At 66.5% G+C, this 13,473-nt stretch carries 13 protein-coding genes; 6 read left to right on the forward strand and 7 right to left on the reverse strand.

Features of this window, described 5'->3' with window-relative positions; genetic code table 11:
• Positions 1-13: 13 nt before the first annotated feature.
• Both D7252_RS07575 and D7252_RS07580 read right to left on the reverse strand, forming a co-directional pair.
• Positions 14-277 (reverse strand): glutaredoxin domain-containing protein, encoded by a 264-nt coding sequence (locus D7252_RS07575; protein WP_120774825.1) that lies wholly within the window; start codon positions 275-277, stop codon positions 14-16.
• A gap of 128 nt (positions 278-405) precedes the next feature.
• The gene (locus D7252_RS07580) at positions 406-861 is read right to left on the reverse strand and encodes an adenylyltransferase/cytidyltransferase family protein (protein WP_120774826.1); all 456 of its coding nucleotides are present in this window, start codon (positions 859-861) and stop codon (positions 406-408) included.
• Between the two features lie 158 nt (positions 862-1,019).
• Between D7252_RS07580 and D7252_RS07585 the strand changes: the two genes are divergently transcribed.
• From D7252_RS07585 to D7252_RS07595, 3 genes are all read left to right on the forward strand, one after another.
• On the forward strand, positions 1,020-2,198 hold the full coding sequence (locus D7252_RS07585; protein ID WP_120774827.1) for a glycosyltransferase: 1,179 nt from the start codon (positions 1,020-1,022) through the stop codon (positions 2,196-2,198).
• Positions 2,199-2,259: 61 nt separating this feature from the next.
• Positions 2,260-3,585 carry a phenylacetate--CoA ligase family protein gene (locus D7252_RS07590; RefSeq protein ID WP_120774828.1) on the forward strand — a complete coding sequence of 442 codons (1,326 nt, stop codon included), beginning with the start codon at positions 2,260-2,262 and terminating at the stop codon, positions 3,583-3,585.
• Positions 3,586-3,697: 112 nt separating this feature from the next.
• Positions 3,698-4,696, forward strand: a complete 999-nt coding sequence (locus tag D7252_RS07595) for a Wzz/FepE/Etk N-terminal domain-containing protein (RefSeq protein ID WP_147406707.1) — start codon at positions 3,698-3,700, stop codon at positions 4,694-4,696.
• Positions 4,697-4,699: 3 nt separating this feature from the next.
• Here the strand turns inward: D7252_RS07595 and D7252_RS19965 are convergent, their stop codons facing one another.
• The 3 genes from D7252_RS19965 to D7252_RS07610 all read right to left on the reverse strand — a co-directional run bounded on the left by D7252_RS19965 (position 4,700) and on the right by D7252_RS07610 (position 8,707).
• Positions 4,700-6,343 (reverse strand): family 16 glycosylhydrolase, encoded by a 1,644-nt coding sequence (locus D7252_RS19965; RefSeq protein ID WP_183055213.1) that lies wholly within the window; start codon positions 6,341-6,343, stop codon positions 4,700-4,702.
• A 115-nt stretch (positions 6,344-6,458) separates the two neighbouring features.
• Positions 6,459-7,355: a hypothetical protein gene (locus D7252_RS07605; RefSeq protein WP_215110917.1), complete on the reverse strand. Its 897-nt coding sequence runs from the start codon at positions 7,353-7,355 to the stop codon at positions 6,459-6,461.
• Positions 7,352-8,707: a Gfo/Idh/MocA family oxidoreductase gene (locus D7252_RS07610; protein WP_308162461.1), complete on the reverse strand. Its 1,356-nt coding sequence runs from the start codon at positions 8,705-8,707 to the stop codon at positions 7,352-7,354. The genes D7252_RS07605 and D7252_RS07610 overlap by 4 nt, the downstream gene beginning before the upstream one ends.
• Here D7252_RS07610 and D7252_RS07615 point away from each other — a divergent pair.
• From D7252_RS07615 to D7252_RS07625, 3 genes are read left to right on the forward strand one after another with little or no spacing between them, the layout of a single operon-like run.
• Entirely contained in the window at positions 8,675-9,583 is a 909-nt protein-coding gene (locus D7252_RS07615) for a glycosyltransferase family 2 protein (protein ID WP_183055214.1), read from the forward strand. The genes D7252_RS07610 and D7252_RS07615 overlap by 33 nt on opposite strands.
• A 4-nt stretch (positions 9,584-9,587) precedes the next feature.
• The gene (pssD, locus tag D7252_RS07620) at positions 9,588-10,037 is read left to right on the forward strand and encodes a PssD/Cps14F family polysaccharide biosynthesis glycosyltransferase (protein ID WP_120774832.1); all 450 of its coding nucleotides are present in this window, start codon (positions 9,588-9,590) and stop codon (positions 10,035-10,037) included.
• A complete protein-coding gene (locus tag D7252_RS07625) occupies positions 10,034-10,600 on the forward strand; it encodes a glycosyltransferase (protein ID WP_120774833.1) in 567 nt (188 codons plus the stop codon). The genes pssD and D7252_RS07625 overlap by 4 nt, the downstream gene beginning before the upstream one ends.
• 22 nt (positions 10,601-10,622) lie before the next feature.
• Here the strand turns inward: D7252_RS07625 and D7252_RS07630 are convergent, their stop codons facing one another.
• A complete protein-coding gene (locus D7252_RS07630) occupies positions 10,623-12,134 on the reverse strand; it encodes a lipopolysaccharide biosynthesis protein (RefSeq protein ID WP_120774834.1) in 1,512 nt (503 codons plus the stop codon).
• Entirely contained in the window at positions 12,124-13,467 is a 1,344-nt protein-coding gene (locus tag D7252_RS07635; RefSeq protein ID WP_120774835.1) for an O-antigen ligase, read from the reverse strand. Before D7252_RS07635 ends, D7252_RS07630 begins: the two co-directional genes overlap by 11 nt.
• Positions 13,468-13,473: the final 6 nt, after the last annotated feature.

Raw genomic sequence — 13,473 nt, forward strand, 5'->3', positions numbered from 1 at the left:
CGTCGCGACCCGGTCAGATCAGCGAGAGTTCGCGCAGCTTCGCCTCGACGTCTGCGTTCGACGGCTCGACATGGTGCGAGGCATCCGGGTAGAGGACCACAGGGATGTTCATCCGGCCGGAGATCTCTTTCGCGACGTCGGCAGCAGAAGGGTCGGCCTCGAGATCGACGTACGTGTACTCGACGCCGAGCGTGTCGAGTTGCTTCTTGGTGCGGCGGCAGTCGCTGCACCACTCGGCGCCGAACATCGTGAGGGTGTCAGAAGCGGGAGCAGTCATGTCTCCAGCCTACGACCGCCTGACTGGGGCGGCGCTGGACGGGTCCTCGGCGGCGCGAAGAGCTGTGCGAGGACGTCCCGAGCCCCGCATCGGGCCCGCGGGCGATGGGCGCAGGATGCCGGCGGGCGTCAGCGCGTCGACGCCAGGGCCGGCGTCTTGGCTCCCGCCGTGATCGCGTCGAGCGCTCGCCGCAGCGACGAGCTCGACGTGTGCGCCGTATACGGGAAGTACACGACTTCGACGCCCACCTCGGCGAACTCCCGTTCCAGGCGCAGCCCCTTGTCGGTGCCGCGCCAGTCGTCGCCCTTGAAGAAGTGCGTGAACTGCACGTCGCGCCACGAGTCGAGCTTCGACGGTGTCGCCTCGATGTAGACGTCGTCGACGAAGGTGATGTGCTTGACGATCTCCGCACGCTCCGCTGTCGGGATGACGGGCTCGATGCCCTTCACCTCACGGAGCATCTCGTCGCTGACGACGCCGGCGATCAGAATGTCGCACTGCTGTTTGGCGTGACGAAGAAGGTTGAGGTGCCCGACGTGAAACAGGTCGAAAGCACCCACGGCATAGCCGATACGCGTCCCCATGATCTCCCCAGATCAGTAATTCCCCAGTAAGCGGATCCCCATCCGCTCGCGACTCCCACAGCCGCGATGCCGATTCTAGCAGCAACGTGTTCCTGCGCCACAGGAAGCCATGAAACGATGGATGCCGCGGAGGACGCGCAGGCGGAAGTGGGGAACACGTGGGGGCAGCGGTCACGGTCATCGTGCCGACGTTCAACGAGCGCGAGAACATCGCCGAGCTCGTCGAACGAGCATCCGCCGCACTCGTCGGCCGCGACGCCGAGATCCTGTTCATCGACGACAGCGCCGACGACACCGCCGGGGAGATCGCGCGGGTCGCCGCCGACGCGTCGATCCCGGTGCGAGTGATCCATCGCACCGACAACACCGGTGGCCTCGGTGGCGCGGTGGTGGTCGGGCTCGCGGCGGCGGCATCCGACGTCTGCATCGTCATGGACGGCGATCTGCAGCATCCGCCCGAACTGCTGCCCGCTCTGCTCGACCGATTCTCCGTCGGCGATGCCGATGTGGTGGCTGCCTCGCGCTACATCGGCGGTGGCGATACGAGCGGCCTCGGCACCGCGGTGCGCTTCGGCGTCTCCCGGGTGGCGACGTGGCTGACGAGGGCGATGTTCCCGATCCGCCTCGCACGCAGCACCGACCCGATGACCGGATTCTTCCTCGTCGACCGCCGCCGCCTCGACCTCGCCGCCCTTCACCCACAGGGCTTCAAGATCCTGCTGGAGATTCTGGCACGCACCGACCTCCGCATCGCCGAGATGCCGATGGAGTTCGCCGAACGCCGCCACGGCGACTCCAAGGCGAGCATGCGACAGGGTGCGACCTTCCTCGCGCATCTGGCCCGGCTGCGGTTCGGCAAGATGTCGTTGTTCGCTCTGATCGGCGTGATCGGGGCCGTGGCGAACATCGGGATCATGTGGGCACTGACCGCGGCGGGAGTCCCGTACGTGTGGGCGGCGATCATCGGGGCGGAAGTCACGATCATCGGCAACTTCCTCCTGCAGGAGCGGTTCGTCTTCGCCGACATGCGAACGGATGCTCGTGCTCTCGGCGTCCGGTTCGCCACCTCGTTCGCATTCAACAACGTCGAGGCGGCGCTTCGCATCCCCGTCATGGCCCTGATGGTCGAAAGCTGGCACATCTCGAGCGTGCTCGCGACCGCGCTCTCGTTGTTCGTCGCGTTCTTCGCACGGTTCCTGTTCCACTCCCTCGTCGTCTACGCGCCGCAACGCCGGCGGAAGGCAGATGCCGAGGCGGGCGAGCCGCCGGTCGACACCGCCGCGCAACGGGTGATCCGCGCCATCGACGTCGAGGTGATGAAGCCGGGCGAGCTCTGAGCACCCACCTGTCGCTCTACCATGGGAGGGACCGGCACGGCGCCGGAGCTTGTGGGGAGCTGTGAAGAGAGCGATCTTCGACGTCAAGACTCGCCTGCTGATGCGCCGCGATCGCCGTGCTTTCGACCAGATGCTCCGAAACGAGCGCCTCGACGCCGCGGGAATCGGAGCGCTCTCCGACGCCGCTGCGTCTCGCATCGCTCTGCATGCATTCGAGTCCAGCCCCTTCTATCGAGACCTGTACACCGAGGCCGGCTTCTCCCGCGCCGACGTCGCGGCACGGGAGAACTTCTCCGCTCTCCCGATCGTCACCAAGTCGATGCTCCGGGACGCGGGAGACAGCATGTTGTCGACGGCGGCCGCGCCGTCGCGAGCGCTCATCTCGCAGACCGGTGGGAGTACCGGTTCCCCGCTGCGCGTCAGGAACGATGCGGCGGCGCCGACCGCTCCCATGTGGTGGCGCATCTACCGCTGGTGGGGTGTGCACCCGGCCGATGACGTCGCCTTCATCTATCGCCGGCTCCGCCAGGGGAGGGAAGCGATGATCTACGCGGCCCAGTGGTGGCCGAGCAGGCACATCCATCTCGATGCGCGAGCGGTCACCGACGACGCCATCGAGGAGTTCGCGCGCACCTGGTCACGCGTGCAGCCGCGTCTGCTCGTCGCCTACGTCGAGGGCGCCACGGCGGTGGCGGCGCACCTCGCGAAGACGGGACGCACGCTCCCCACCCACGCGGTCTCCGTGACCGCGGCGATGCTGCAGCCTGGACAGCGGGAGCTTCTCGAGACCGTCTTCCGTACACCGGTGTTCGACACCTATCGTTCGGCCGAGATCCCGTGGATCGCCGCCGAGTGCACGCACCACGACGGGCTTCACGTCGCTGCAGACCAGCGCCTGGTGGAGATCGTCGACGCCACAGGACGCCCCGCCGCCCAGGACGAAGAAGGGTCGGTGATCGTCACCGACTTCAGCAACGAGGTCTATCCGCTCGTCCGATACGAGATGGGTGACCGCTCCCGCAGTCTCACCGGTCGCTGCGGCTGTGGTCTCGCCTTCGCGCGCATCGCTCCGGTGCAGGGCCGGATCGCCGATGTGCTCCGTACCCCGGCGGGTCGGCAGATCACCGGCGGATTGAGCGGGTTGTTCCTCGGAGACCCCGGTGCGGTCCGGCAGATGCAGATCGTGCAGGCGGCGGACTTCTCCGTCAGCATCCGCTACGTTCCCACCGCTCCAGGTGAGGCGGCGGAAGCGGCGGAAAGGGCCGTGCGCGCACTCCGCGATCTGCTCGGCGACGAAGTCGTGGTGGCCGCCGTCGAGGTGGAGAGCATCGAGAGCTCTGGCGGAAAGGCGCGACTCGTCATCTCGGACGCAGCGATGCCGCTCTGACCCTTGCCTTTTCGCCTGGTCACGCTCGGTGATCGGCCAGCAACGGCTTGTAGGATGACGGGGGATTCTGCGACCGACGGTCTTGTCGTGCGCGTAACTGGGGGGACGCACCTTGGCGACACACTGGACACTCGAGGACCTCTACCGCGGAGTCATGCAGTCGTGGCTCGTGCTGGTGGGGACGATCGTCGCGTTCGCGCTCATCGGGCTCGGCGTCTGGGCCATCTACCCCCAGAAGTACACCGCCGAGGCGCAGCACACCGTCGAGCCGATCAGCGTCCTGTCATCCGGTTCCAGCTTCAACACGGTGAACATGGAGACCGAGAAGGTCGTCGCGACTTCGACGGCGGTGCTCGACGGAGCAGTGAAGACTCTCGACGACACGTCCGTTGAGGCACTCCGTCAGAACACGGTCATCGAGGTTCCCCGCAACTCTCAGGTGCTCATCTTCCAGGTCACGGCGAACACGCCGGAGCTCGCGGCGGAGCGGGCCAACGCGCTGGCGACTGCCTACGGCGAGCAGCGCACCGACAATGCGCGGTCGGTCGTGGAGAGGACCACCGAAGAACTCGGCGCATCGATCGCGCAGCTGCAGGCCGTGGTCGAATCGCAGCCCGAGGGCAGCAGCGAGCGCGCCGCGACGCAGCTCCAGCTCCAGGCGCTCCTCGACCAGCAGGCGCGGATCACGGCGACGCCGTTCTATTCCGGCCTGCTCGTGACGCCGGCCGACCCGCCGCAGCAGTCCAACCGTCCGTCCGCCCTCGTCTTCGTTGCCGCCGGGCTGTTTCTCGGGATGCTCGTGGGAGCCATCGCGGCGCTCATCGTGACGCGGGTGCGCAACGGGCCGGGCTCCGCATACAAGCGCAGCGTCGCGGGACGGGTCGATGAGGAAGAGGGCGACGTCGCCCCTGCCACCGAGCGCGACGCCACCGATCACGACGACGTCGAGCTCGATGACGACGACGTCGAGCTCGATGACGACGACGTCGAGCTCGATGACGACGACGTCGAGCTCGATGACGACGACTCGATCATCGAGCCCGACGACTCGCATGCTGCGCCGGCGCACCCGATCGAGGCGCCGAAGCGCGGCCACACGAAGAACCGCTGACGCCTAGGGCTGATAGCTCCAGACGCGCACGTAGTCGACCTGGAAGTCGAGGTTCTGCGTCGCCCCCTTGTCGGCCGGGTTCGGCAGACCCCAGTACGTCGCGGAGGGGCCGACGTGGAGGTTGAGGCGCATGTGCAGTGGTGAGCCGAAGTGGTCCGGGTCCCAGAGATTCGGGTGGGTCGACGGCGTTGCGCGCAGCATCTCGACACCGTCGACGATCACAGCCGCATACGTCGGCGTGAACTCGAAGGCGTACGTGTGGAAGTCCTTCCACACCGGAGTGGAAGCGCCGTAGTCGGCATGGTGCCAGATGAATCGTCGGTTCTCCGACGGGCTCGAGGTGTGGGTGTGCACGGTCGTCGTGGCCGTGTCGATCCTCTGATCGCGGACGGCCGTGTCGTCGTAACCCCAGGCCTCCATGATGTCGATCTCGCCGGACTGGTTGTTGCGGAGCCAGAAGGCAGAGAGAGCTCCGAAGGTGTTCGGCCCGCTGGGCGTCTTCGCCCTGATCTCCCAACGGCCGTAGGCCTGGCCGATGTTCACGTCGCCGGCACCGAGATTGCGCTGATCGAGGTAGCCGGTCTTGTGCCAGAGTTCTCGGGGTCCGGCCTGAGAGGAGGGGCGGATCACCGGTGAAGCGAGCCAATCGGCGCGGATGTGCAGGATGCCGGACTTGTCGACGGAGACCTGTTCCGCCCGCGGCACGGCCGCGTCGAAGAGCAGGCCGAGATCACCTTGATCACGAACGTTCCACTTTCGAGGGTCGACAGTCGGCCGCCCGGCCGCGTCGACATAGGTGAACTCGTCCCGCCAGGTGGGAGCTCCCCAGCCCGGGATCGAGCCACCGGCGACGGGAGGGGCGGGTGCCGGTGCGGGCGGCGGGACAGGTGCAGGCTTGACCGGGGGCTTCGGGGCCGGTGCTGGGGGCTTCGGCGCGGGAACCACCGGCGGCTTGGCGACCGGCGGCGGTGTGGTGGTCGCGCGATCTTCTCGCACCAGATGCGCGTCGAAGCTGAGGTTCCTCGTGAGGCGCCAGTTCGACAGGACCTGCACGGCGACGGTGTTCTTGCCCTTGCGCAGGATGTCGACAGGAATCTTGAAGGTGACCGGGCTCTTCCGCGCGGCGGTGGACGAAGGCGCAGCCGTGGCGTAACTGTTCGGCGTGATCGTGCCCTTCGGAGCGTTCTTCCGCCCGATCTCCTTGCCGTTGACCCACACGACGATGCCGTCGTCGGCCCAGGTGTTCAGCCACGACCACTCCGGCAGGTCTGACGTGAGGGTGAAGGTCTTGGTGAAGTAGGTCGCGAGCGGCTGCCGCCCGGAGACGGGTGGCAGGGTCGTCTTGACCTGCCCGGTGCCCGCGCCCACGCCGAAAGGGGCGGTTCCGCTGCGCCATGCGGGCGGGCTGGTCTTCCAGCCGACGGCGGGAGCTGCGGTGCCGCGGTAGTACGACCAGCCGGTCGCATTGCGGGGGATCACCGAGGAGACTTTGTTCGGCGCGGCGGTGGCTGCGGCGGGTGAAGCCGGGGCGGTGGCTGCGTCCGCAGGCCTCGTCGTCAGCAGCGATCCACCCATCACCGCGAAGATCGCGGCGGAAGCGAGCAGGAGCCGAAGGTGTCTGGTGTGTTTACGATGCGTCAGCTTCATATCGAGGGGGTTGCGAAACGAACTGCGTCAACAGCACGGTTCGCCGGAGCCTTATCCGGGTTGTGGATGCGGGCCGAGCTTTCCCCCTCGATGCATCCGATTGACGGGTATCCGCCTAGTGTAGGGGGTCCGTTCCCCAAAGGTCACTGACAATCTCCGTCGTGCTCACGATCGAACTCCGCGAGGAGGCGCCGAAGACGATGGACTCGACGTTGGCGTGATCGTGGATCCACTGGAGTGCGCGACGCGGCGCGATCGCACCCGAGGCGAACACCGACATCGCCACCGGGCGGAAGGGACGCTCGCGAAGCGCATCCTCATAGGCGGCGATTCCGCCCGACATCCGGAACCCGATCTCGTTGATGTTGGCGCACACGATGGGATTGGCGATCCCGACCCGGTCGAGGGTATCGAGCAGCATCGGGAGATTCATGGTGATGTACGCGGGTTCGGCACCGTAGCGCTCGCGCACGTGGCGGTCGAAGATCACGAAAGCATCGTCGAAGCCCAGACCGAGCATCAGATCGACGACCACGTTCTGGAGGAACACCACGGGAGTGTTCAGCCCGTGGAACATCTTCATCTCGGCATCCACCAGGAGGGTGATGATGCCTTCGATGTCCTTCTTGACGAAGGATCGTCCGCCGCGTAACGCCGCGTTGAAGAGACCTTCTTCGGGGAGGAACTGCTTCAGTGCGCCGAGCATGCCGTGGTCGGTGACGGCGTTGGCGTATTTGTGTGCGTACGGCATGCACGGGTAGAAGCGATAGTCGGCGTAGCGCTCGGGATCGGCGCGCATGTGGTCGCAGACCTCGGCGATGCGCTCGTGCGTGGTGCACATGAGCGTGCGGATGCCGTTGTCGAGCGCGATGTCGACGACGTCGATGATCGCCTGCGTGTCCTGGAACCGGATGGCCTGGGCGCGAGCCTTCTCCTCCGACATGTGGTTGATGCCGAAGAACTGGTTGTCACCGAGCAGCAATCGGTCCATGCTCGTGGTCGTCTCGCTCATGCCCGCTTCCCCCGTTTGAACAGTCCGCGCTTGGGCGCGGGTGCGGCGCCGGCCGCGACCGGCTGCGCGCCGGCCGTGACCGCGGGAGCCGCGGAATCCTGCAGAATCCATTCGATGACCCGGTCGGTCTCGGAAGCGCTCGTGAAACTGTTCTGCCGTGCCTGCTTCTCTCCGGCGCCGACGGCGGCGACGAAGCTCTCCAGCTGTGCGCTGTACTCCTCCCCGCGGAGATAGAACGACACCTGCTCGGTGAGGTCGGTGGTGTACGAGATGTTCCAGCCCGCGCGGTATCCCTCGGGGATGTCCGCGCCCTCGCGCAGATACACGCGAAGCTCCTGACGATCGGCGACGATGCGTCCCTGGGAGCCGGAGATGGTGATCGACGTGGACATCTTGCGGAACGAGTCGTCCGACCAGTTGACGGAGAGCTGCACGCTCGCCCCATCGGCGTACTCGAGTGTCGAGTAGACCTCGTCGTCGGTGTCGGTGGAGAAGATGCTGTTGAGCACGGAACCGCGAACTCGTTGCGGCGAGCCCAGGTACCACTGCACGAGGTCGAGCGGATGCGCGGCGTAGTCGTACAGGCAGCCGCCACCCGTCGTCCGCTTGCTGCGCCAGGTCGACCCCTTCGGCTTCAGCACGACGGGGCCGTATGCCTCGGCCAGGACGTGAGTGACGCGGCCGATCGCAGACAGGTCCAACAGGCGCTTCACCTCCTGGAAGGTCGCGATGAAGCGGTTGTGGTAACCGACCTGCGCGACGAGACCACGTGTGGCAGCGATCGCCGACAGCTCTGCGGACTCGGCGGATGACAGGGTGAGCGGCTTCTCGCAGAAGACGTGAACTCCGCGATCGAGAGCAGTCCGAACGAGCTCGGCGTGCGAACCCGTCGGCGTCGCGATGAGTATCGCTTCCGGCTTCGCCTCGTCCAGCATCTTCTCCACGGAGGAGAAGGTGGCCGCGCCGGTGTATTTGTTCAGGATGTCGAGCAGATAGTCGGTGGCATCCACGACGCCGACGAGCTCGACGTCTTTCAGAGCGCGGACGATCGCCAGATGGGAGAGCCCCATCTTCCCGACTCCCACGACCCCGACGCGTACGCGTCTATGGTCAGATTCTCCTGGCACGACGAATCCCCTTCCCCAGCGTGTTCCCCTAGCCAACAGTGCTTCTTCCCACGGAGGCACCGTCCGATATACTAACGCGAAAGCCGCGCCGATGTCAGTGCGGGTTTCTCGGCGGGATGGGGCCCGTCGTACTGGGGATTCCGACGGCGTCCGCGCGATGACGGTCGGATGCGTCACATAAGGGGAGTGCGCATGCGTGAAGTTTCTGTCGTCGTACCGACACACAACCGACCTGAGTTGATGAAGCTGGCGGTGCAGAGCGTTCTCGCGCAGCAGACGGCCGTCACCGGCGAGGTCATCATCGTCTTCGACGCCTGCCCAATCGAGGTGCCCGACGTCGCGGCGCACGAGGGGTGGATCGTCCGCGGCATCTCGAACACCCGCAGCCGGGGGCTCGCCGGCGCGCGCAACTCCGGCATCGACGCCGCGGAAGGACGCCTCGTCGCCTTCCTCGACGACGACGACGAATGGCTACCGGGCAAGCTCGCCGCGCAGCTTCGCCGTTTCGACGACAAGCCGGATGCCGTCATCGTGGGCACCGCGATGATCATCGACGACGGCGAGAGCACGCACGTCCGCCTGGTCCCGTCGGAGGAGCTGTCCCACGAGGCGTTTCTTCGCAACAGGAACCCCGGCCTGCACTCCTCGAGCCTGATGTTCCGACGCGAGGTGCTGCTCGGCGACCTCGGCCTCATCGATGAAGATCTGCCACGGAGCTACGGCGAGGACTACGACATCCTCCTGCGAGGGTCGGCGCTGGGTCTCGTGACGGTCGTCAACGAGCCGCTGGTCCGAGTCCTCTGGAAGGGACAGTCCTACTACTTCGGCCAGTGGGCGTCGTACGCCGAGGCGCTGCAGTACCTTCTTCACAAGCATCCCGATTTCGCCGACATTCCCGCCGCGCTCGGACGCATCGAGGCCCAGGTCGCCTTCGCGCTCGCGGCGAGCGGAGAAGGGCGCGACGCAAGAGTATGGGCGCGCCGAGCGCTGCGGCACAACCCGAAGCAGGTCAAGGCGGCGCTCGCGGTCGCCATCTCCTGGAAGCTCGTCACGCCGCAGACGATCACGAAGATCGTTCAGAAGCTCGGGCGCGGGATCTGATCCCATGAAGGTCCTCATCGCCTGCTCATCCGGCGGACACCTCACCCAGGCTCTCGCGTTGCGCGAATGGTGGGGGCAGCACGAGCGGGTCTGGGCGACCTTCCCGGTGGAGGACGCGCGCTCGCGCCTGGCCGAGGAGAAGGTCTACGAGATCCACTACCCGACCGTGAGAAACGTGCCCAACCTGCTGAAGAACTTCAGCCTGGCTCGCAGGGTGCTCGCCGAGGAGCGGCCCGACATCGTCTTCTCCACCGGTGCGGCGATCGCGCTGCCCTTCTTCACACAAGCCCGGTTCTTCGGCGCGCGAACCGTATATCTGGAGCCCGTCGACAGAATCACGACCCCGGGGCTGAGCGGGCGTCTGGTCTATCCGTTCGCCGACGAGTTCCTCGTGCAGTGGGAGCGGATGCGGCAGTTCTACCCGGGATCGCGCAACGTCGGGGTCGTGCTGTGAGCTCGTCGCTGGTCGTCGTCTCGGCCGGGACCTACCATCTTCCGTTCGACCGCCTCTCCGCGTGGATGGAGGAATGGCTCCGCACCCGTCCTGACGTGCGGCTCGTCATGCAGCACGGTCCTTCGGCCACCGTCGCCGGTGCCGAGAACGTCGAGATCCTGCCGTACCCGGAACTGCTGGAACTCTGCCGACAGGCTGACGCCGTGGTGCTGCAGGGCGGCGCAGGCGGAGTGATGGACATGCGTGCGCTCGGTGTCGTGCCCATCGTGGTGCCGCGGGTGCCGGGCGGCGGCGAGGTCGTCGACGACCATCAACTCGTCTTCAGCGCCGAGATGGCCGAACTGGGCATCATCCGTCGGGCGCTGACCTCCGAAGAACTCACCGATCTGCTGGATCAGTCACTGTCGGGGGAGGTCACGATGCCGGGAAGCATCGCGACCCCCGGTGCGGACGCGGTGCGTTCGCTCCTCGACCTGCCGATTCGGCGCTCCGGGTGGTACGTGTTCGTCCCGCGGTCGTTCCGGAGCGTCGGCGCAATCCTGCTTGCGAAGCTGCGCCGCTGACTCCGCAGCGTCGCGCCGGCAATCAGGCCCGAGGACCGAGGTAGGGGATCTTCCGCCAGAGGTTCTCGATGTGCAGCCGCCGACGGAGCAGCCACAGCACGACGGCATAGACGAGACAGAGCGTCACGCCGCCGATCAGCAGAATCACGAAGCTCGAACCGCCCCACCAGCTGAAGAGCGCTCCTCCGCCCCCGAACACGACGATCGGCGGCACCATCGCCGCGACCAGTCGACCGGGCTGGAGGTTCACGTGCATACCGCGGTGCACCTGGACAGCGGCGATGAGGTTGTCCGCCACGACGACGATCACCCACGTCACGGCTGCTCCCCAGATCCCGATCACCGGTACGAGGATCAGGTTGCCGGTGATGCTGAGGGCGAGCGCGACCGCCTTGTTGTACATCTGCCAGGTGCTCTTCCCGCCCTGGAGCAGGATGCTCTGCAGCATTCCGCACGCGGTCTGGAACATCATCGCCAGAGCCAGGAGGACCATCGGGCCCCAGCCCGACCGGAACTCCTCGCCGAAGATGTTGAGCACGGCGGGGCCCATGGACACGAGCAGCATGTAGAAGGGCCAGTTCATGAGGATCATCGCGCGCACCACGGAAGTGTGCAGGCGGGTCGACTCCTCGTAGTTCTCGCGTGCGAGCAGCGCGGAGATGGTCGGCGAGACCGCGACCCGCATCGCTTTGTCGACCACTCCGCCCGCGCGCACGGCGCGTGTGATCACGGCGTAGACACCGGCCGCGGCCGGAGAGGCGAGCGCGGCGACGATGAGCACGTCCGACCACTCGAGGGCGGTCTCGAGACCGGAGCTCACCGTGCGCGGTGCGTTGAATCGCCAGAACGAGCCCAGACTCGGCCGCGACGACGGTGAGCTCTCGCCTCGGCGTCGGACGTCGCGGATGAAGGGACCGAGGACGATGATCGCGGTGATCGCGAGCCATACCGGCAGCGGCCAGAGCCACGCTTCGAAAGCGCCCCAGGCAGCCACGCCGCCGAGCGAGACGGCCAGCAGGACGGTGACGAGGCGGCTCGCCGGAAGGAGAACACTCTGCAAGAGGGTGAAGGTGGTCACGCCGCGGAGCATCCGGGCGGTGATCTGGAGGACACCGATCAGCGCCCCCATCATGATGAACGGCGCCATGGCACGGAGCAGGTCGGCGAGCTCATCCGCATCCCCGGGAGCCGCGAGCCATGCGCTGAGCGCGTCCGCGAGCAACCAGATCGCCAAGGAGACGACGCCCGAGACGATGGCCACGGGAACGACCGCGAAGAGGACGATTCGCCACTCGGCCCCGACACGATGGAAGGCGCGCTGCTCCGCGATGAAGCGCACGATCCCGCTGTTCGTCCCCAGGCGGAGAACCTGCGTGAGAATCGTGAAGATGCCCATGGCCTGGAAGAACAGACCGGTACCGCTCGCGCCCAGCGTGTTTCCGACGATGGCCGTGAGGATCAGAGCGGCGGCAGCGGCGAACGCTGAGCCGACGAGACTGATCAAGCCACTGCGAGCGAGCCCTTCATTCCTCATTCTTGGCTCTCGCGAACGGCGTCGGTCGCGCCGTCCAGTACGACGAGTTCCCCAGATACTTCTCCCGCAGCAGAACGGCGAGGGCGATGCCGACGAACACCAGCTGCCGGTCGAGTCCGTAGAAGATCGACAGGAAGACGGTCACGACCACGCTCGCGTGAATCCACACGGCCGACAGGTTGGGGGCGTCGAAGGTGCGTACCGCCCCGAGGACGATCATGCCGAGGAACAGGACCAGGCCCACCAGACCGAAGCAGAACATGGCGTTCCAGATCGCTCCCTGCGTTCCCACATAGATCTCACTCCACGTGCTGGGGCGCGGGGCACCGTAACCGATCACGGGGGATTGCAGAGTCCTCTCCCAGGTCTCCGCGTAGAGGTTGCCGCGGCCCTCGGTCGTGTCGACCGTCTCCTGACGCGCGGTGATGCCGTCGAGGAAGCCGGAGAGGAAGAGGATCACCGTGCCGGCGACCCCGAGCATCGTCACCCAGAAGAAGGCGAGCAGCCGGCCACGGATCAGGAGGCAGAAGAGCACGTACGCCACGGCACCGGCGATTCCGAGGAACAGTCCCCGATTGGTGGTGGCGATGGCCGGCGGGATCGCAGCGACCAGGGCGATCACGAGCGCCCACATCGCGCGCGCCGTCCGGTGACCGATCGCGGTTCCGATGGCGATCGGTGTCAGCACCGCCATCGCGGCCCCCCAGCCGTTCGTGTAGGAGAACGGCGCCGACGGGCGCACGAAGGGTTCCTCGGCTCCCCAGGGTGTCTGAATCTCGGCCAGCGTCGGGAACACGAGCTCGGACACGTAGTCGTTGCTCGAGATCGCGTCGGGGAGGAGGCGGCCGATGGTCATCGTGAGCTGCGCCTCGGGAAAGAACATGCCCAGGTAGCCGCCGACGATGACGAACACCCAGATGAAGGTGAGCCCGTTGAATACGCGCTTCGGTGAGAGCGAGGTGCGCGCGTTGACGATGTAGACCATGATGATCGCCAGCGCGAGGAACTGACTGAAACGCACTCCCAGCCCGACCCCCCGTCCGAGCTCATCGATCATGAGCGCGGACGGGATCATCCATAGAACGAATCCGATCCAGGGAAGGATCCCGGGAACGATCAGAATCCGTCTCCGCATGATCAGAAGCGCGAGCATGGGGATCGCCATGATCACCGACGCGAAGGGGAGCATGCCGACCAGCCAGAACAGCGGGTAACCCCAGAGCACCGTGAGAACCGGCCAGGCAGGAAGGACACGTGTCTCCACCTCGAGGCTCGCGTCCTGGCCGGTCGCTGCGATGAGCGACCGACTCGGAGAGGCGATGAACGAAGCCATACGAGA

Source organism: Microbacterium sp. CGR2 (assembly GCF_003626735.1).
Classification (GTDB): Bacteria; Actinomycetota; Actinomycetes; order Actinomycetales; family Microbacteriaceae; genus Microbacterium.